This window comes from Sphingobacterium sp. lm-10, assembly GCF_023554555.1.
Classification (GTDB): domain Bacteria; phylum Bacteroidota; class Bacteroidia; order Sphingobacteriales; family Sphingobacteriaceae; genus Sphingobacterium.
On sequence record NZ_JAMJWC010000002.1, the window covers coordinates 39,291 to 58,004 of the forward strand.

Here is an 18,714-nt window from a genome sequence, read left to right on the forward strand (position 1 = left end):
AATTAAAAATAGCGTATTAACGGAGACGATCGGCCGATTTGATCAACTTCTCATCATTGCGAATCGCACCCAACGCTATGGATAGAAAAATGATGGATACAGGTAGCAGAAAGAAGCCAATGCCGATGTTATTTGCTCCTAAATACTGATTGTTTACCGACAACACATTATTAGCACTTACATACATCCAAATTGCAAATAATACAATGAGAACCATTTGCAAAAAGATGAATTTGATTTGTCGCTTACGATTCTTGTACAAGAAGATAAGGACAATTGGCATGACCGCGATAAATACCGCTACAATGCTTTGCAAGATAAAGGTGTCTTGCTTTACGCTTTCATTGTTCACAGAGGTATAAATCCCGGAAACATAGATTTGCTTACCTAGCCCCACTAAATCTATATAACTTACATAAGGAAATAAAAACAAGGTCATCAATACGAGACCTGAAAGTAGAAGCCAGACGGATTGTATACGTTGTATCATAATAGCGCGAACATTTTATTACTATGGTGACAAATATACTATAAACAGCTGGAATGGCTCTTGGTTTGGGAAACATTTAAAGACCGGCAATATTCTTTGCTTCGATCCATCGCGACATGTATTTCTTGGCAGCATACTGATCCTGTGCCAAAATCCGACCTACTATATTTTCATTCCGATGCAGGCTGATGTTTTTGCTCAGATCGGCGATTCTTATGATGAAGGCATCTTGTACCTGTTCGTCTGCCATCAAATTGCTTAGGGCTTGCGGGATTAGTGCCTGCTTCTCTTGCCAATAGCCGCTATGTGTGTATAAATCCACCGTTTGAGAAACGAATGTTTCTGGCGTATCGGCCACGCTACCTGGCCAATGTTCGGGATTCATTCCTTCGGCACCTAAGCGAGAAGAAATAGAAGGCGTACCCGTCATCATCGCGTCCACAAACTTTCCTTTTAGTCCGGCGCCGAAAGGAATCGGCGCTAACAGTAACCGGTACGATTGTATAGTTTGTTGGGCATTTGTTGCTCGACCTTTAATAAGAAACCCCTCTTGTGGCCGATGAAGTTGCTCCACTTTTTGTGAAGCATATGCTCCGTAGATATGCAACTCTACCTCCGGCATCGCTTTGCGGATAGCTGGCCAATAGGTTGTTTTGAGTAATTCCACTGTTTTCCAGTTCGGCTCGTGCAAAAAATTCCCTATAAAAATCATGTTTTTTCTATCTTCAAACCGAGGCAGAGATGCTAGATCCATTAATTTTTCCAAAAAAAATGGGAGATAATGCAACAAAGATTCCTGTATACGAAATTGATCTACTAACAGCTGGTATTCGCTGCGCGAAATAATAATAGAAAGATCACAGCGGTAGATCGCGGCCAGCTCTCGCATGGCCGTCGGCGAATACAATAGATCATCGGACCAAGCTATCTGTTGGCGATAGGCTTCCTGCCTTGCCAACCGTAGGAAGTGCAGATCTTCTGTATCCAGGATACGAACTGCCTGCGGACAGTGCTCTGCCACGCGCCAACCAAATTGCTCCTCTATCATAAAGCGATCAAATACAACCACATCTGGATTCAGCTCTTGTATCAATGCGTCAAAAGAGCTGCTATTCAGCAGGATTTCGTGGCACACAATACCCATCTCTTCCAAGGGATGACTATGTGGAGAGTGTGCCGCGGCCGAACCAAAATGTACTTCATCATACTGATCTAAGAACAAATGAAGTAGTTGCAACATACGCCATCCGGCAGCCGAAGAGGTCGGCTCTGGCCATACTTGACCAATGACAAAGAGCTTTTTGCAATGCATACCGCAAGTTAGGATATTTAAACGTCGTGTTTTTAATTTTCGTAAATTTGTACAAACGACATACAGATGTTAGGATTGAAATTACTGACGGATCCAAGGTGGGCAAACGTAGCGGAGTCTAACCTAGAAGAAATACTGACAGACCATGCGTGGTGCGAGCAGAAGGCTGCTTCGAACGCGATCTCGCTGATCACACAAAATTCGGAATACGAAGATCTCGTACACGAATTGACTGCTATCGCGATCGAAGAGATGGAGCATTTTCAAATGGTGATTGATATTATCAAAGAACGCGGCTACACCTTAGGCCGGGAGCGCAAAGATGACTACGTCGGTCGATTGATGAAATTTTCTAAAAAAGACGGCTCGAGAAACCAAGCCTTTATTGATCGATTATTATTTGCCGCGATGATCGAAGCACGTAGTTGCGAACGCTTCCGTGTCTTGTCGAAGAACCTGCAGGATGATAAGCTGTCCAAGTTTTATCATGACCTAATGGTGTCCGAAGCAAATCATTATACCACCTTCCTCAATTTCGCCAAGAAATATACTGAAGGGGTGGATGTAGACAAGCGTTGGCAGGAATGGCTCGCTTTCGAAGGCGAGCTGATTCAGAGCTACGGCACCAAAGAACAGATCCACGGTTAATACGCATTTATAACTCAAGACGACAGATGGAATTAGGCATAGGCATGTTTGGAGATCTTCAGATAGATCAAAAAACGGGAGCAATACAAGCACCACAACAACGATTAAAAGAAATTTTAGCAGAAATTAAACTGATGGATGAGGTGGGAGTAGACTTCTTCGGCATGGGCGAACACCATCGCGCAGACTATGCTGTAGCTTCGCCAGAGATTATTCTGGCCGCAGCTTCTTCTGTCACCAAACGCATCAAATTGGGCAGCGCCGTGTCTGTAATCAGCTCCAGTGATCCGGTGAAATTGTACCAGGATTTTGCAACAGTGGATCTGTTATCTGATGGACGTGCCGAACTTATGGCCGGACGAGGGTCCTTCATTGAATCCTTCCCTCTATTTGGCTATGATTTGAAGGATTACAGCTCACTTTTCACGGAAAAGCTGAGCTTACTTTTGCAGATCAACAACAATGAGACTGTCAATTGGACAGGTAAGCATCGTGCTTCGTTGATCAACCAGGAAATCTATCCTCGGGCAGTTAAAAAGCTACCTATTTGGATAGCGGTAGGTGGCACAACAGAATCTGTGATTCGCGCAGGCAAACTGGGCTTACCCGTGATGTTTGCTATCATAGGTGGGTCTTATGCCAGCTTCCAATCCTTATTTGAGGTATACCAACAAGCCTATACCGACAGTGGCCATGACATGGCGAACTTTCAGGTCGGTGTGCATATGCATGCTTTCTTCGGTGAAAACTCCAAAGCGATTGCAGAATGGTATTATCCGTTTTATGCGGCACAGATGAATCGCGTAGGTGCATCACGAGGTTGGCCACCCTATCAGCGCACACAATATGATTACGGCCGCTCTACTCATGGGCATCTTCTAGTAGGTAACGCCAATGAGATGGTAGACAAAATTTTGCAAATTCAGGAATCTTTTGGACTGACGCGATTTGCAGCACATATGGATGTGGGAAGTCCAGATCATCAACAGATGATGAAATCTATTGAAATTTATGGCACTCAGATTATTCCTAAAGTAAAAGAGGCGTTAGGCAGGTAGTTGATATCGTCGAACACAACTTATATTTGTTATATTTTTTAAAAAAACTACTTTTGTACATACAAAAGTAGTTTTTACTTTCATGGTGACACCACACTAGCCTTTACTTCAAATACCCTCTTGATTTTCTGATCGAGATAAGAAGTGCACATTTCAGTGGCTTCAATACTCCTTTACACTATATTATTATCTTTTAGATCCTGATCTTCCTTTGAAGATTACCTCGTTTTAATACATAGAAATGATAAAACCTTCACATTTCCCCTCCATTCGTGATATCAACATCAAAAATGAAATATTAGCCGGACTCACAGTCGCGATGACTATGATTCCGGAATCGCTCTCCTTCGCCATTCTGGCAGGCCTTTCTCCACTTACCGGATTGTACGCGGCGTTCTTAATGGGATTAGTAACCTCCATATTAGGTGGAAGACCCGGAATGGTTTCCGGCGGAGCCGGTGCTACTGTGGTGACTTTAATCGCGTTAGCCTCAACCCATGGGGTGGAATACCTATTCGGGGCGGTAGTACTCGCAGGTATGCTCCAATTCACCGTCGGATTATTCAAACTGGGAAAGTTTGTACGATTAATTCCACAACCTGTGATGTATGGGTTTCTAAATGGCCTGGCAGTCATTATCTTTCTGGCACAGATCGAGCAGTTTAAGATCCCCGGCAATTCCTCCGTATGGATGAGTGGCACACCGCTGTATATTATGCTTGGGTTGACGCTACTCACCATCGCAATCGTCATTGGACTACCAAGACTTACAAAAGCAGTTCCTTCCTCCCTCGTCGCCATATTGGTCGTTTTCGGCCTAGTCACTTATTTTGGAGTCGACACTAAGAAAGTGATCGACATCGCCTCTGTTAGTGGCTCTTTGCCCGGCTTTCATATTCCGCAGATTCCGTTTACGCTAGATGCGTTGCAACTCATCTTTCCGTATGCCCTGGTGATGGCCGGTGTGGGGCTGATCGAATCGCTCTTGACATTGAATATGGTCGACGAGATTACCGCAACAAAAGGAAAATCCAACCGGGAAGCGATGGCACAGGGCACCGCAAACGTAGTCAATGGTTTTTTTGGTGGCATGGGTGGTTGCGCGATGGTAGCTCAAACCCTAGTAAATCTTAACGCTGGGGCGAAGACCCGTTTATCCGCTTTTGTTGGCGCGATTGCTATTCTATTAGTAATATTGATTGGTGGCCCTGTAATCGAAATGATTCCTATGGCTGCCCTTGTCGGTGTCATGATGATGGTCGCCATCTCTACCTTTGAATGGCTCAGTTTTAGAATTATCAATAAGTTTCCAAAGTCCGACATCTTTGTCGGAATACTCGTAGCCATCATCACCGTACTGTTACATAATCTGGCACTAGCAGTGCTAGTCGGCGTGGTCATCTCCGCGCTAGTCTTTGCCTGGGACAATGCTAAACGCATTCGAGCGCGGAAATACCTGGATGGAGATGGCGTGAAGCATTATGAGATTTTCGGGCCATTGTTCTTTGGTTCTACGACAGCCTTCCTGGAAAAATTTGACGTGAGTGAAGATCCGGATACTATCGTGATCAACTTTAAGGAAAGTCGTGTAGTGGATATGTCTGCTATAGATGCCCTTCACAAAGTCACCGAGCGATATGCCAAGCTAGGAAAGAAAGTATACCTTCGTTATCTAAGTCCAGACTGTAGAACCTTGCTTTCCAATGCTTCTGGCATCGTGGAGGTCAATATCATGGAAGATCCAACGTATAAAGTTATGCCCGATGATTAGTCATCGAGCATAACTTTATTACTACGGCAGTTTTTCAAAGTAATCACTTTTACGAAGCTCATACACATAATTAAATCGCGACGGCTCACCGAAATAGGACATCTCTAGCTCATCTACTTTCACCGCTCCCAAGCGTGTCACCGCGATCTGAGAGCGCAGATTTTCGGCTCCGACGTGAAATTGAACCTTATCTACAAAGGGAAATACATGATTCAACATGATCCTCTTTACAATAGGATTTATTCCCTTTCCCCAATAGGCAGTAGCATAGAAAGTATAACCCACAAAAATGCTTCTATTTTCCCGATCATAATTGTAATAGCGTGTACTCCCGATAATCTTTGCTGTTTGCCTATCAATAATTAGAAATGCACCACCACTTCGCATGGCGCCTTCGAAGAAAGTTTGAAAAATCTCTCGTTGCCAACGATTCTTATTAGGATGTCCTGCCCAGATAGCAGGATCGTTAGCCGTTGCATACAGCTCCTCAAAGTCCGTTGCTTTCAACGGTTTGAGGATGACCAGATCGTTTTCTAAAGTTGGTTGTAAGTCTAATACCATGATCCTATAGCATTTTTTTCATCGTAATCTCTGTTTTGCTCATCCCGTTCTAAACGGAAGATATTATTTTGCTTTGTTTTGATTTCGTTGATCTCTTCAAATACCGTCACCGTCATTGCCACTATTCCGTCCACCTTAACTTTTTCTTTTTCAAGGCTTGCTGCCAACCATACGGAAAGATGGCTAAATTATCATCCTGCAACATTTCTATCGTGTCTTTGACCGCATCTTGTAAAGCAATTGGCAAATTGTAAAATGCACGATCGACCACAGTTATTCTTTCGGAATCTAAAATACCATTTTGATGCTTGATAGCGATCTTCTGCCCTTTGAAATAAATTAGAATCTTTACATGACCGTCATCGTAACCGTTTTCAGCAGATGTACCATAAATGAGTAGGGGTTCTACTATACCATCTCGGTCATGATCTACAAAATCAATAAATTTAGTCCAAAATCGAATGGAAGATTCCTCGGGGCCAATTTCATCCTTTACTTCCCATAGTTTTCTGAGTGTACCATGCTCTTCCAAAAGCTGCAGTGCTTTAATCTTTGTATTCAACGTGTCGCCTTCCTCGGTGATTTGGTCATTGCTTTCTGTCAAAACAGTATATAAGCACCCCAATTCATCGGTATATTTATATACTCGAAAGATGGGATATGTGATATCCAAGGCCTGCCGGATAGCAGCAGGAAATAATGTTGTCGTCTCTTCTGAGCTCAGTATTGTTGTAGGAGCAGGCTCTACCTGTGAAAACAACTTTGCGCAGCAGCAAAGAAATACGAATACAGTCAATAATGGGCGCATATTAAGTAAGTTCTTAGAAGTAAATATCAATATACTCGGTGGTCATCCCGCCTTCACAATTAGTCATCTCCTGTAAACGATAATACTTTCTTTTACCTTTTGCTTCAAAATGATACGTTCCGGATCTTTTACACTCCGCGTTACCATTAATTCCGGTAATCTTGGTTAATATATCTCCCTGAAAAAGCAGCTCTCGACTATTAACTACCTGCAGCGTGCCATTAATCTGCAGGTAATCTCCATTTTTACTGTTTTTCTGGCCCCCAGAAATGTTATACTTACCTGCTGCCCATTTCTTGATGCTCACCTTCCCGGGCGCATCCCAACTGATCATCTGATGCGTGACCGCATGTGTACCCTCACGTAGTATGGGAACACTAATGAAACCAATCGTCAGAAATAGAAGTGATAAAATTTTTAACATCTGTGTATTATTTTTAGTAGTTCGCGAAAAATGCCATCAGATCAGCTATTTCTGATCCAAAATATATACATTTCCTATTTATTTATCATGAATATATAACTATTTTGCATCATGCAAGTACTATCCGCGCTATTATATTTCTTAGCTCAACATGCTGTGATCGCTATTTTAGTGATTAATTTAATTGGTTTTTTGCTCGTCATCTGGAGATTCAAGATTAGGGTTATGGTGATCACTTTCATCTTGTCGATGCTTAATTTTTTCGCCGGAAACATATTGAATGCATGGTTCTTAGCGAAATTTGGCACTAATGGTACAGCGATCATTACTTCGGCAGAGCAAACTAGCTCGATGATGAATGAGCACTATATATGGGAGTATGACGTGGTGATTAAAACTGCCTCAGGCAAAGCGGTAGAAAGTCAATTTACCACCAGCAACGTATCCATCTATCCGATTCGCAACAACATTGAGATCCCATCACCAAATCAGACATTTGTAGTTCGGTACATCCCAGGCTACGAAAAAAACATGGTGATCATGTCCGACGAATCCGAATACGGCAAGCGTCGCATCAACCATGATAACCTAAAAGTGGTGGAGAAGGAAAAAACAAAATATGAATTTAGCCCCGAGACAGAAGAGTTTCGTAAAAGCTATATCGCCGCCATGCAGCAGTATATCAACAATACCGAGAATAGCATGGACTCCGTAAACATCAACAAGTTCAAAGCCATCATTCGGAATTTTCGACCATAAGATTAAGGCTGCTTGGGTGGTTATTAATTTTGATCACCCAATAGGAATACCGATCGCGCTCTATACCTTTCAGGAGTTTGTAGAAAGTAGCATCTCTATAAAACCAACTCTCTTATCTATTTCTTAAACCAGTTTAATTTCCATCGGCTAGGAATCTCGTAATTTCGTGTATATAATTTTGATAACATGGAAAATAAGATATTAGGCTTGCATCACATTACTGCTATTGCCAACCAAGCAAAAAGGAATTTGGATTTCTATACGCATATTTTAGGACTGCGGTTGGTAAAAAAGACCGTGAACTTTGATGATCCCGGAACCTACCATTTCTATTTCGGAAACGAAACTGGTGCTCCCGGCACTATTTTAACGTTTTTCCCTTGGGAAGGCATTGGGCAGGGCATCAACGGCGCCGGGCAGGCCACGCACATTGGTTATGCCATCGCTCCGGAAGCATACGACTTCTGGAAGCAAAGATTAGGCACTCATAATATAGTGGTAGAGGAAAATGAAATATTCGGGGAGAAGACGCTATCATTTAAAGATCCAGACGGATTGCAGTTGCAATTCATTGTACCGAAAAGTACTGATAACCGCACACCCTGGAGTACGCCGGAAATAACTACCCAAAATGGACTGAAGGGTTTTCACAATGTAACCTTGACGTTGAAAAACTCGGAGCCAACGATTAAAGTACTGACGGACATCTTGGGATATAGCATGGAAAAGCAGGAAGGAAACCGTTTCCGCCTTTCTACAGATACCATAGATACGGCAAACATAGTGGATATCATGGAGGATGAAACGACTCCTTACGGGCGTGGAGCTGCTGGAACCAATCATCACATTGCTTTTCGGGTGAAGGATGATCACGTACTGATGGATTTCCGGGAAAAAGTATTATCCGCAGGCCTACAGATCACACCAAAGATTGATCGCGATTATTTTTATTCCTTATATTTCCGGGAACCTGGAGGAGTGTTGTTTGAATTGGCGACCGACAATCCTGGCTTCACAAAAGATGAGCCTCTGGCGGAGTTAGGTCGTCATTTGAAATTGCCTAAACAATATGAAGGACGAAGACACGATATAGAACAGAGTTTACCACAGTTATAAAACAACCAATATGGAAAGGATTGAAGTAATTTTAGACGAAAAAAACATCGGAGAAATCCAGCTATTCTCTGACGATAAAAAAGCCGGAAAGATGGATATATCTATTTCCAGAGATTTGCTCCGCGTATTTCATACCGAAGTAGACGAGGAGCACAATGGCAAGGGATTTGCCAAGTTGTTGCTGAATAAGTTGGTGTCGTACGCCAGGGAGCACAGTTTAAAAATAATCCCACTTTGTCCTTTTGTACACGCGCAATTTAAGCGTCGTCCTGAGGAGTTTCAGGATGTATGGTATAAAAAATTGCATAGCTAATGGGAAGATGATCATCCTCCTAATACATTATCAACCTGAAAACTTTAAATAATGGCACACACATTAGATATCAAAACCGCAGGATTAGACTTGGATAAAGCGGAAAAAGCTTTAATCATGTTGCACGGACGCGGTGCCGCTGCCACCGATATTTTGAGCTTGTCGCAGCATTTGAATGTGGTAGATTTTGCGCTATTGGCGCCACAGGCAACTAATTATACCTGGTACCCGCAATCGTTTATTGCACCGGTTGAGCAGAACGAGCCTTGGCTGAGTTCTGCACTAGAAATAGTCAACCAAACCGTTCAATCTGCTTTTGATGCTGGAATCGCCACGGAAAACATTTATTTCTTTGGTTTTTCGCAAGGCGCCTGCCTTACCCTTGAGTTTCTGGCAAGAAACGCGCAGAGATATGGTGGAGCCACTGCAGTTATAGGCGGTGTAATCGGTGAAAGAATTGACGGTCGCAACTACCAAGGAGATTTTCAACAAACACCCATCTTCATCGGAACAAGCAATCCTGATTCACACGTCCCTGTCGAACGCGTCTATGCGTCGGAAAATATTTTGAAAGAAATGAATGCGGACGTGACGGTGAAGGTATACGATAACTTTGGACACTCCATTAATCAAGACGAAATAGAATGGGCTAATAAAATAGTGTTTAAATAGCGCAGACTCAAGCCAGATCACCATTCATAGCCATATCGCTGCATGACGGAAACCATTGCCGTCACGCAATCTGATTTTATTTATCACTTTTGTCGCTATATTTATATAGAGATAAGAGTGCTTAAAATCGGGGTATACCATGTTTGAAAACATTATTAAAAACGTCACCAAATGGATCACATTAACGGAAGAGGAGCAAACTTTATTTATCAGTTTTCTGGAAAGTAAAACCGTTCCTAATAAAACAATTTTGCTTCGAGAAGGGGAGATTTGTCAGTTTGAAGGGTACATCAAAAAGGGTTGTATTCGGATCTATTATATGGACGAAAAAGGAGCAGAAGTTATTTTATCTTTTGCCGTAGAAGATTGGTGGGTTAGTGATATCGCTTCATTTCATGAAAGTAAACCATCTAATTTCTTTATAGAAGCTTTGGAAGATACAGAAATGGATATTCTTACCCCTAAAACCAAAGAAGAATTGTTATCTGCTATTCCGAAATTTGAACGGGTCTTTCGAATGTTGGTACAAAGAAACCTTTCTACCGTCCAAAACAGATTGGTAAACACCATTTCAAAAACGGCGACAGAACGATATCTCGATTTCATAAAATTATATCCCTCCGTACCCTTAAGAGTGCCACAATATTACATTGCTTCGTATTTGGGCATCTCTCCTGAATTTGTCAGTACAATAAGGAAGAGATTATCGATTAAATAAAAGTCAATTAACTCGTGAAATTTTATTCCTTAAACTACTCAGAGGTTTGTGAAGACCTATCTTTCAACTCCTTCCAGCCAGCGCTAGAAAGGATTGATTTATAACTATTTCCTCTTCCATTACTGTATTTAAAAACATATTCTGCTCTTTCCTGAGAATCCGGATGGGTGCTCACCCAACTTAGGTATTTATTGGTATCGTCATCACCCTTTGATAATTTGCAGAGAAAATTTGCAAAGGGTTCAGGGTTCACATTTGCGTTTATGAGATAATCAACCGCTTTGATATCTGCTTCTTTTTCCATACTCCTATCAAAGGCAGATGAAGAAAGTAACTTTGCTGTTTCTTTAATCACTTCTGCACCTGTATTACCCGTTGTCATGGATAACAGAACCGAGAGGCCGACCTCCTTAACTAACTTCTTCATCACATGATTCAACTGGATGTGAGCCAGTTCATGACAAATCACACCGACTAACTCTTCCTGATTTTCCACACGAGCAATCAAACCACTGTAAATCACTAAATGACCATCTGGGAGCGCGAAAGCATTGACTTGATTGTTCATTAAAACATGTACTTTCAATCTCTTTCGGTCAATCTTATTTGCATCGCAGATATGCGAAACAATACTATCCATCTTACCCACAACCAAGCTATCCCGATTTTCTTGTTCTGACTTTCTAAAAACATTCCAAAACAGATCCCCTAATTTTTGTTCTGTCTTATTGGTGATTTGCTGAACTTTCAAAACGCGCATCCAGTCAATTTGCGACAAACCCAACCAGGTTGCAAAAAATAGGATGACTATAATCAGTCTTCTATGATCGTCTTTCTTATCATGCAGTGGGTCTACAAATTAGGTTTGTCAATGAGCCGTAAAACCACCATTCCACATGAATACCCTTCCGGGTTTGGATGGCCGTATAGATGGTAACAATAAATTCTGCCAAGTTAAAAAGTATAACGGCGATAATGTATGCAACGTAGTTGCTGGTGGGTACTTTACCAATAAATAATATGGAAATAGTCCACCAAAAAGCAACGCTGTTGATCAGAAGCATACTAAATTGAGATAGCAACGCCTGCGTACAATGCCATCGTACAAAGAAGGTTGATTTCCGATTTGCCATATAAAATATCAGCGTGGCAATCAGGTTGACAATCGGCAACGGCAGCCCAGCAATGATGGCTACCAATGACATCAAATAACTATTTGAAGCTGACTCCTCCTCATTTTCCGCTGGCGTATATCCAAAGTGTCTTATTCGTATCATAGTCCTTTCGCGATATTCCAAATCCAATTAACAACGACGAGCAAAATTAATGGAATTGCATAAGACGGTCTTCTAAGGAAATCTTCCATTTTTTTAAAAAAATCAAGAAAGGTTCGTCTTTTCGTAGTCCAGTCTGCAAGAATCCAAATTGGGGCGATGAGCATAATGATCACCACCATGTAACCAATCGGATTTAACAAAAATGCATTAGTGAAATCTCCTTTAGTCAAAAAAATCACAGAGCGCGTGGCTCCACAGGAAGGACAAGGCACATCTGTGGCATATTTCATTAAGCACATCTGATCGGGTTTGTGTTCGATGAGATTTTGTTTACTGTTGAAAAAAAGCCAAATATAACCCGCCAAACAGGCTGTAAGCACTAAGGCGTATAGCTTGTTTTTCTGTTGTACCACTAGAACAAAAACTGCTGAATTTTTTCCATATTCTTTTGCTTTGTCGCACTTTGGATCATAAACCAGTCAATAATCGTCCATACTCCCAAACCACCACAGGTCAACAGTTTTCCGATACCCATACCGACATCGCCAATAACAAACCGATCAATACCAAAAGTGCCCGCTAATATGGATATGATAAGACTCATGGTTGGATCCTTGAATTGAGTGGTGGAGAGGATGACCCAATGTGAATCATCAAGCGCAAGCAATCGTTCTCTTATCAAATTCAATTGGTGAGCTTCAAAGAATTTACTATTTGTCATGACAAACATGTCGACTTTTTGTGCATCCATTATTTTAGTATTTAAATTTGGCTTTTTGAAAGTACAAATCCCAGCATTTGTGATGAAATGGCGTTAGCTAACTGTGATTTGAAACTCTTTTATTTCTCAATAATACATTTTTCTGCCGGATATGCCCATACTAGAATACAACTAATTTCCTTTTAAGGAATAAAAATAGTGGTGGGTTTGTGTAAGGAAAACACGAATAGAGCCTAATGGGTAGTAATCTATTCATTAGTATGCTACAAATCCCCCTTTTCCTACTCACCAGTTTGACATATGTTTTCGTTCCTAGTACAATGCTATTAGCATAAAAATTCTGTGATGTAAGAATGAGATATTGACAGTTTGACGCTTGGCAAAAGAGCGGATTTAGAAGTCTTAAACGGTCTCCCATCACTGAATTTAATACCAAGTCGTTCTGCCCGCCTACTGCAAATACAATTTCGTATGCAGTTTTTTATTCAAATACTCTATTTTCGAATAGTTTCTTTAGTGTGTTGAAATTTTGTTGAGGGCTTTTACAAATGAAGATAGTTTGCCAAACTTGCTCCTCTTCGTCTGCATAAGGATTATAAATGCTCCTAACAGGCTTGACTTCTTCAAAATAAGGTTTAAAAAAATCCGACCCTTTTTGATCACTATATCGTATGGCGATTACTGTGTTAGGCATATCTCCATCTGGTAACCAAAGGTAAAAACTTCCGTGTAGAGAAAATGCTTCTGGTAAACCGTAATTCCCCCCGAGTAGAGCAATAGCTCCTGCTTGCCCATAATGCTTACCCCAAATCAGACAGTTTTTCTGTTCTTCTTCTGGCAAGCTGTCATAAACAGTTTTCAATTCAACAAGGGTCTCTTTCCACTTTGCTTGAGAATATCGTTCTTCTTTTATTGCATACTTCCCACCTTCTATCTCTTTTTTTTCATATTGATATTCATTGTTTAAATAGTTTTCTAACGATGTTATCGGTAGAGAAAAAGGAAGAAGCAAAAATCCAGAAATAATCAGTAGCGAACTAACTGGGTAGATAAACCACTTTCTCTTTTTTAAGATTACGGACTCCCAGAATACTCCACCAAATGGCAAAATGGTAATTACGATAGGATAAAAATAATATCCCTTCCCTTTACTAAAAGCCAGCAACAAAACCGACAACAATATCGAAATCGATAATACGCGGTATCTTTTCATGCTTTGATGACACATAAAAATGATTGCTGGAACAAAAAGCAATAATGTGAGCGGATTCAGAGACATTATCAGCCCGAATAATACCTTAATGGGCGAAAGTTTATCCAGTTGTGTCTCGTATAATCGCGAAAACATCTTGAGCACTGGAAAATCATTAAAATACTGCCATATGATGTTTGGGCTGACAATCAGAATAAAGACAATGACATTCCACCAAAATTTGTGCCTTATCAAAGCTTCTCTGGTTTGCTGGAAAAGCAATAGAGTAGCTAACCCAAAAATAAAAAATGCAATATCATATTTTGTCAGGAAACCTAAGACGACTGTGAATGTGAGATACCATAAATATTTTATGTCAGGAAACTTTACATATTTTGTAAGAAAATAGAAGCTTGCCACCCAAAACAATTGGCTGAAAACAACAGGTTGAAAAAGCTGTTGTGAACGTCCCATTAACGGAGTTAAGCATAATAAAACTAAAAATACCGCTTTCCATTTTCCACCTAATGCTACTACTGTTTTTGAGACAAAAATAAAGATCAAAATAGTAGCGATATGCGGAAAAATATGATGAACAAAAACAGATTGCGATTGAAATAGATTTTGAATAAAGGCAATCAAAGCAATCAAAGGTGGAAATTCCATGTAGCCAAAAGCAAGATGGTTTCCTGTCTCAATATGTAGTAACTCGTCTCCCTGAAAACCGGAGTGATAGTCAGCAATTAAATGGATAATGAGTTTTATCAGACAGAAGAAAAATACAACTAATTTAGTTTGTCTATCCATTTGCTTTTTATTAAAGAAGCCGTTCTAAAATGCGCACAATGTCTATACAGCTTGAAGAAGAAGCGGAGTGGAAAGACAGAACTTTCAACTTGACACCAACGTAAGAAAAGCCTTTTTTTCATAATTTGTAAAAGCCCGTAAGGGGGCACATATTGGTCTGATCATTTATTGATCTAGTTTGACTAGAGGCAATTTACAAAAAAAACATAAAACTATTATTAGTATATATAACATACTATCGACTACCCATTAATATAGTTTTTTGGCTTCTTTAGATAGAAGTACAAAGAATAATCGGTGTTCATGATATCATCAAACGTGAAACAAAATGAAATTGTTTATCAGCACTACCATATCATCATAGAAGATCCTTTTCCGCAGTGCGGATTAGCTTTTCAGTATTCGTAAATCAAGACTATATAAAGGTTAAAATATTTATTTTTAAATAGTTAACCCATAATCACTGGGTTGGAGTTCATGAGTAATTTACTTACCAAAAGATGTTTTAGTTCTTTTAGATTACATAAAATATTTAGATAATCTCTAAAACGACAAGAGCTTGCAAATATGTAATTTGCAAGCTCTTGTATGATTTTAACCTTTCGGTTGGTAGGCAACAGGGGGTTCCATTTGAAACTTTATTTGAATTTTTAGCAGTTTTTGAAAATATTATAACGGTAGATCAAACGTTAAAAAAACAACCTAAATCTTTGCCAGCCAAAAGGAATCGAGGGTTTAAACCGTAATGATGTTACTGAGGTTAGACTTTTCAATATTGAAAAGGTGTTCAAAATCCCTTAATGATTGTCTAAATTGTACCTCTTATCTTATCCTAGGGATGGCTTATATTTTAGTTTCATAATTTGTAAATCCGGAGGAAATCACTGTTTCTACGTGGCCTATTAAAGTATTCACGAACGTGTCAAAATCGCTACCGGCATTAATAAAATCTTGATTTACTACACCTCGGTAATCAGTCAATTTGACCCTTGACGCATAATCTTTTTCTGCAATAAGGTTGTTTGAGATCAGTGGCGTGATATCTTGTCCTATGTTATTAATGACCTTAGCCAATGATATCACCTCTTCTTCCAATAGCTCATATCTATCACTTTCTCCCTGATATTTAGTAATATCAACGGAAATTAATACATATTTATCGGCATTATCAGAGGCTCTTTCCAGTTGTAATTTACTCATAGTGACCGAATTTCTCGAATCCCATCTCGACTTAACCTCGATGAAATATACAGGGTCACCATTGTAATAGATAATAATATCCTGACCTCCTTGTACATCTTCGGCATCTACTCTCTTTTCCTTATCTATGACTAACTGTGAAGTGATAGTAGAACTAAGTTTTTCCCGAATCTTTCTTTCAATATAAGTTCCAATCTTATGCTTATGCTGGAAGTCTGAATTTCGCTCTTTTTCTAGCCTTACGACATCCTCAGCTTTAGATAAAATTTCATCAAAATTGGGTAATTGAACAAGTTTGCCCAGTTTCTTTAATTGATCTTCTTTCAGTCTAACAATCGAGAATATGTCATCTTTCGTGTCTTGGTTGGTAACAATTTCCAGCATCAAGTTAGCTTTTCTGTCATCCAAGCGTTGGAAAAGATCTTTATAAAATGGATTGTTTAATTTAGATATAATGCAAATAATGTCCTCTTTAAATGAATGCTCATTAATATCATTGATGTCCGTTTCAAGAAATACATCCTCAATTTGTTTAGATAAATACTTGTTGTCAATAATGTCGTTTTCAACGAGAAAGTTGTTGAAATCTCTATGAGCGAGAATTGCCCGGATCTCTGATTTCGTAACTTTGTTATAGAGCTCAATTATTTCTTCTTTCAAATCTATATCCTTCTTGAGTTCAGAGATATTCCGCAGTGTATAAAGTTGATTTGGATAAATTTTTGAGGTCAGAAAAACTTCTTTATACCTATCTTCATAACAGCTAATCACATCAAATATAAATCTTATATGGCTTTCAATCCAAGAACTTGTTTGATGTAAAATGGTATTAAAAAACAGTTTAACAACCTTTTTTTGAACTTGTCTAACATCAAGATCCTCTTCTTTATTATTGACTGAATCGATGTAAATAAGGTTATTGTTGACATTGTAATAATCACTTATAAGAGCCATCAATCTGTTTGGCTTGCTTTGCGAATTTATATTGTTGGTTAGCTTGCAGTATGACAATAAGGCTTCGAATGAATCAATATCAAAAGTTGAATAGATTGACTCATCGCAATTAACAAACAAATCAACATCATACTCGCTAGGAAAGCAAAGATGATTATCGGATAAAATCTCATTAAGTTTATTATTGATACTGTTCGAAAAATCTTTACGGTGATAAATATCAAAGTTGAAATCAAACTTAAACCTTTCGTCAATCAATTGTGAAATTGAATGTGGCATAATTTTCTTTCCAATTTCAATCAGTTGATCATTTATGTCTTTGCCTTGTCTTAGGTTGCTATAACTTTGGAATGTTCCATCCAAATTTGGCAATAGTTTATAGCTTGTAAATAAATCACCACGCTTTTCTTCCAGCAAATAGTCATAATATTTTTTTAGTAATGTTTCATCAAAATCAACCAGAGAGCACTCCTCTATTTTTTTTACGATGTCTTCATTGTTGAGGAAAATAAATTCATCATTATCCCATTTATCAACGTATATACTCCAATACTCTATTGTTTGTTTGGAAGGCACATTTGAAAAAAACTTATCAACTAAGTAATATATATCGTTGAAATATTCTTTCTTTTTCAATAGTTCGGGATTCAAAAAGGTTACTTCACTGGCTTCCTTATACCCGTCTTTTGTATCAACAATTTCCAAACTCTTAAAATTATTTACCCACTCTTCCTGTAGGCCAATGAAATACTCATTTAGAAGTGTATTATCTGTATTTCTTTTGAAGTAGATATTTGCATATAGCAACGGATTCTTTACCGTTAAAACATTACTGTTCAAAAACTGAAACAACAAAGCTGATGCCTTTTCTAATATTAATCTATTCGCTTCTTCCTGATCTTTTACCTGATCTTTGTTACTTTTTAGGTGAATTCCGTCTCTTGGTTCCGTTGGCAGAAAACGATTGCAATTAATGATAAAATTAATTCCAAAGTCTTCAGAACCAATTAAGGGATAATAGAGAAATAACCGAGCGACCCGTTCAGGAAACTCAAATAGGGTCAGATCTTTATTTATGGGTAAAATAATCTCTATTTCATTGGCGATATCTACAATTGAATAAATAATCTTTTCCTCTCCATTTTTATTAATAGAGGTTTTATATAACCCGATCTCTTTTTCATTGAACACTTGTTCCTTCCTTAATAAGGTGAAATTTGATTCAGATCCATCTATCGAGATAACCTTGACATATTCCAATCTGTTGTTGATTGTTAAAACAATAGGGATATATTCGTCCAGGTCACGATAAGATTCGGCAACGTATTTCTTTTCTTTTTCGGTTCCAGGCAGGTAAGTAAATGTTGTAGATAATTCAGGATTTTCAATAATCTTTCCGGTTTCAATAATTTCAAAAACCCGATTCTTTTGCAACCTGATCTGTTCACTTAGATCTTCCCATTTTTTTGAACTTCTATCAACAAGAAAGTCTTTGATCTCAATATAGGTTCCTGATGACTCCAAAACAGAGTTGATTAAAAATTTTCTACCCAAAGAGTGAGTAGTAAGGAAGCCCGTACCATATTTCCCGACAGGGGGAATGTCGCTAAATTCGTCTTTATCGCCAGAAACTTGTTTGATAAGAGAGACGAGGGAATTCGAATTAAAAGGCCGTCCATTATGTGTAAATGAAAACTTACCATTCTTGTAATCCAGAATTACTTGGCAATTAGTTGTCAGGTCACATGCGTTCTGAACCAGTTCCCATACTGCTCGATTAGATGAAAAGTCATTGAACTTTTCGAAATCCCTAAGCATTTTATCGGCATGCTGTTTTAAATCTGATCTTTCCGATTCCTCTTGTGCTCTTTTAACAGCTTCCTTCCGATCAAATAGTATATTTTCTTCCATAT

At 39.1% G+C, this 18,714-nt stretch carries 20 protein-coding genes; 8 read left to right on the forward strand and 12 right to left on the reverse strand.

Annotation, left to right across the window (positions count from 1 at the left end; all coding sequences use genetic code 11):
• Positions 1-16: 16 nt before the first annotated feature.
• Positions 17-490 carry a DUF4293 domain-containing protein gene (locus tag M8998_RS10070; RefSeq protein WP_249992481.1) on the reverse strand — a complete coding sequence of 158 codons (474 nt, stop codon included), beginning with the start codon at positions 488-490 and terminating at the stop codon, positions 17-19.
• 76 nt (positions 491-566) lie between these two features.
• Positions 567-1,802 carry a glycosyltransferase gene (locus tag M8998_RS10075; RefSeq protein ID WP_249992482.1) on the reverse strand — a complete coding sequence of 412 codons (1,236 nt, stop codon included), beginning with the start codon at positions 1,800-1,802 and terminating at the stop codon, positions 567-569.
• A 66-nt stretch (positions 1,803-1,868) separates the two neighbouring features.
• Between M8998_RS10075 and M8998_RS10080 the strand changes: the two genes are divergently transcribed.
• The 3 genes from M8998_RS10080 (at position 1,869) to M8998_RS10090 (ending at position 5,279) form a co-directional block, all read left to right on the forward strand.
• Positions 1,869-2,450 carry a MiaE family protein gene (locus tag M8998_RS10080; protein ID WP_249992483.1) on the forward strand — a complete coding sequence of 194 codons (582 nt, stop codon included), beginning with the start codon at positions 1,869-1,871 and terminating at the stop codon, positions 2,448-2,450.
• 26 nt (positions 2,451-2,476) lie between these two features.
• Positions 2,477-3,508, forward strand: a complete 1,032-nt coding sequence (locus M8998_RS10085) for an LLM class flavin-dependent oxidoreductase (RefSeq protein ID WP_249992484.1) — start codon at positions 2,477-2,479, stop codon at positions 3,506-3,508.
• 241 nt (positions 3,509-3,749) lie between these two features.
• Positions 3,750-5,279, forward strand: coding sequence for a SulP family inorganic anion transporter (locus M8998_RS10090; RefSeq protein ID WP_249992485.1), 1,530 nt, complete (start codon positions 3,750-3,752; stop codon positions 5,277-5,279).
• A 21-nt stretch (positions 5,280-5,300) separates the two neighbouring features.
• On the opposite strand, the gene M8998_RS10095 is transcribed toward M8998_RS10090, so the two are convergent.
• Genes M8998_RS10095 through M8998_RS10110 form a run of 4 tightly spaced genes read right to left on the reverse strand, consistent with a single transcriptional unit; the run spans position 5,301 to position 7,072 of the window.
• Complete coding sequence (locus M8998_RS10095; protein WP_249992486.1) at positions 5,301-5,840, reverse strand: GNAT family N-acetyltransferase; 540 nt, start codon at positions 5,838-5,840, stop codon at positions 5,301-5,303.
• The gene (locus M8998_RS10100) at positions 5,831-5,974 is read right to left on the reverse strand and encodes a hypothetical protein (protein ID WP_249992487.1); all 144 of its coding nucleotides are present in this window, start codon (positions 5,972-5,974) and stop codon (positions 5,831-5,833) included. Before M8998_RS10100 ends, M8998_RS10095 begins: the two co-directional genes overlap by 10 nt.
• Positions 5,962-6,648: a M949_RS01915 family surface polysaccharide biosynthesis protein gene (locus M8998_RS10105; protein ID WP_249992488.1), complete on the reverse strand. Its 687-nt coding sequence runs from the start codon at positions 6,646-6,648 to the stop codon at positions 5,962-5,964. The genes M8998_RS10100 and M8998_RS10105 overlap by 13 nt, the downstream gene beginning before the upstream one ends.
• Positions 6,649-6,661: 13 nt before the next feature.
• Positions 6,662-7,072: a hypothetical protein gene (locus M8998_RS10110; RefSeq protein ID WP_249992489.1), complete on the reverse strand. Its 411-nt coding sequence runs from the start codon at positions 7,070-7,072 to the stop codon at positions 6,662-6,664.
• Between the two features lie 111 nt (positions 7,073-7,183).
• Between M8998_RS10110 and M8998_RS10115 the strand changes: the two genes are divergently transcribed.
• The 5 genes from M8998_RS10115 to M8998_RS10135 all read left to right on the forward strand — a co-directional run bounded on the left by M8998_RS10115 (position 7,184) and on the right by M8998_RS10135 (position 10,650).
• Positions 7,184-7,831 carry a hypothetical protein gene (locus M8998_RS10115; protein WP_249992490.1) on the forward strand — a complete coding sequence of 216 codons (648 nt, stop codon included), beginning with the start codon at positions 7,184-7,186 and terminating at the stop codon, positions 7,829-7,831.
• A gap of 186 nt (positions 7,832-8,017) precedes the next feature.
• Positions 8,018-8,947: a ring-cleaving dioxygenase gene (locus M8998_RS10120; RefSeq protein ID WP_249992491.1), complete on the forward strand. Its 930-nt coding sequence runs from the start codon at positions 8,018-8,020 to the stop codon at positions 8,945-8,947.
• Positions 8,948-8,957: 10 nt separating this feature from the next.
• Positions 8,958-9,260, forward strand: a complete 303-nt coding sequence (locus tag M8998_RS10125; protein WP_249992492.1) for a GNAT family N-acetyltransferase — start codon at positions 8,958-8,960, stop codon at positions 9,258-9,260.
• A 51-nt stretch (positions 9,261-9,311) separates the two neighbouring features.
• The gene (locus M8998_RS10130; RefSeq protein ID WP_249992493.1) at positions 9,312-9,932 is read left to right on the forward strand and encodes an alpha/beta hydrolase; all 621 of its coding nucleotides are present in this window, start codon (positions 9,312-9,314) and stop codon (positions 9,930-9,932) included.
• A gap of 139 nt (positions 9,933-10,071) precedes the next feature.
• Complete coding sequence (locus M8998_RS10135) at positions 10,072-10,650, forward strand: Crp/Fnr family transcriptional regulator (protein ID WP_249992494.1); 579 nt, start codon at positions 10,072-10,074, stop codon at positions 10,648-10,650.
• 34 nt (positions 10,651-10,684) lie between these two features.
• On the opposite strand, the gene M8998_RS10140 is transcribed toward M8998_RS10135, so the two are convergent.
• From M8998_RS10140 to M8998_RS10165, 6 genes are all read right to left on the reverse strand, one after another.
• Positions 10,685-11,410: a M48 family metallopeptidase gene (locus M8998_RS10140; RefSeq protein ID WP_249992495.1), complete on the reverse strand. Its 726-nt coding sequence runs from the start codon at positions 11,408-11,410 to the stop codon at positions 10,685-10,687.
• Positions 11,411-11,489: 79 nt separating this feature from the next.
• A complete protein-coding gene (locus M8998_RS10145) occupies positions 11,490-11,927 on the reverse strand; it encodes a magnetosome magnetite crystal formation protein family (protein ID WP_249992496.1) in 438 nt (145 codons plus the stop codon).
• Positions 11,924-12,217, reverse strand: a complete 294-nt coding sequence (locus M8998_RS10150; RefSeq protein ID WP_249992497.1) for a DUF2752 domain-containing protein — start codon at positions 12,215-12,217, stop codon at positions 11,924-11,926. Before M8998_RS10150 ends, M8998_RS10145 begins: the two co-directional genes overlap by 4 nt.
• A gap of 122 nt (positions 12,218-12,339) precedes the next feature.
• Entirely contained in the window at positions 12,340-12,648 is a 309-nt protein-coding gene (locus M8998_RS10155) for a TM2 domain-containing protein (protein WP_249992498.1), read from the reverse strand.
• A 481-nt stretch (positions 12,649-13,129) separates the two neighbouring features.
• Positions 13,130-14,647: an ArnT family glycosyltransferase gene (locus tag M8998_RS10160; RefSeq protein WP_249992499.1), complete on the reverse strand. Its 1,518-nt coding sequence runs from the start codon at positions 14,645-14,647 to the stop codon at positions 13,130-13,132.
• 843 nt (positions 14,648-15,490) lie between these two features.
• Entirely contained in the window at positions 15,491-18,712 is a 3,222-nt protein-coding gene (locus M8998_RS10165) for a sacsin N-terminal ATP-binding-like domain-containing protein (protein WP_249992500.1), read from the reverse strand.
• Positions 18,713-18,714 lie beyond the last annotated feature (2 nt).

Excerpts from the sequence above, each read along its gene's own strand:
- M8998_RS10070 (WP_249992481.1), bottom strand. The coding sequence starts at position 490 with ATGATACAACGTATACAATCCGTCTGGCTTCTACTTTCAGGTCTCGTA.
- M8998_RS10075 (WP_249992482.1), bottom strand. The coding sequence starts at position 1,802 with ATGCATTGCAAAAAGCTCTTTGTCATTGGTCAAGTATGGCCAGAGCCG.
- M8998_RS10080 (WP_249992483.1), top strand. The coding sequence starts at position 1,869 with ATGTTAGGATTGAAATTACTGACGGATCCAAGGTGGGCAAACGTAGCG.
- M8998_RS10085 (WP_249992484.1), top strand. The coding sequence starts at position 2,477 with ATGGAATTAGGCATAGGCATGTTTGGAGATCTTCAGATAGATCAAAAA.
- M8998_RS10090 (WP_249992485.1), top strand. The coding sequence starts at position 3,750 with ATGATAAAACCTTCACATTTCCCCTCCATTCGTGATATCAACATCAAA.
- M8998_RS10095 (WP_249992486.1), bottom strand. The coding sequence starts at position 5,840 with ATGGTATTAGACTTACAACCAACTTTAGAAAACGATCTGGTCATCCTC.
- M8998_RS10105 (WP_249992488.1), bottom strand. The coding sequence starts at position 6,648 with ATGCGCCCATTATTGACTGTATTCGTATTTCTTTGCTGCTGCGCAAAG.
- M8998_RS10110 (WP_249992489.1), bottom strand. The coding sequence starts at position 7,072 with ATGTTAAAAATTTTATCACTTCTATTTCTGACGATTGGTTTCATTAGT.
- M8998_RS10115 (WP_249992490.1), top strand. The coding sequence starts at position 7,184 with ATGCAAGTACTATCCGCGCTATTATATTTCTTAGCTCAACATGCTGTG.
- M8998_RS10120 (WP_249992491.1), top strand. The coding sequence starts at position 8,018 with ATGGAAAATAAGATATTAGGCTTGCATCACATTACTGCTATTGCCAAC.
- M8998_RS10125 (WP_249992492.1), top strand. The coding sequence starts at position 8,958 with ATGGAAAGGATTGAAGTAATTTTAGACGAAAAAAACATCGGAGAAATC.
- M8998_RS10130 (WP_249992493.1), top strand. The coding sequence starts at position 9,312 with ATGGCACACACATTAGATATCAAAACCGCAGGATTAGACTTGGATAAA.
- M8998_RS10135 (WP_249992494.1), top strand. The coding sequence starts at position 10,072 with ATGTTTGAAAACATTATTAAAAACGTCACCAAATGGATCACATTAACG.
- M8998_RS10140 (WP_249992495.1), bottom strand. The coding sequence starts at position 11,410 with ATGCGCGTTTTGAAAGTTCAGCAAATCACCAATAAGACAGAACAAAAA.
- M8998_RS10145 (WP_249992496.1), bottom strand. The coding sequence starts at position 11,927 with ATGATACGAATAAGACACTTTGGATATACGCCAGCGGAAAATGAGGAG.
- M8998_RS10150 (WP_249992497.1), bottom strand. The coding sequence starts at position 12,217 with ATGAAATATGCCACAGATGTGCCTTGTCCTTCCTGTGGAGCCACGCGC.
- M8998_RS10155 (WP_249992498.1), bottom strand. The coding sequence starts at position 12,648 with ATGACAAATAGTAAATTCTTTGAAGCTCACCAATTGAATTTGATAAGA.
- M8998_RS10160 (WP_249992499.1), bottom strand. The coding sequence starts at position 14,647 with ATGGATAGACAAACTAAATTAGTTGTATTTTTCTTCTGTCTGATAAAA.
- M8998_RS10165 (WP_249992500.1), bottom strand. The coding sequence starts at position 18,712 with ATGGAAGAAAATATACTATTTGATCGGAAGGAAGCTGTTAAAAGAGCA.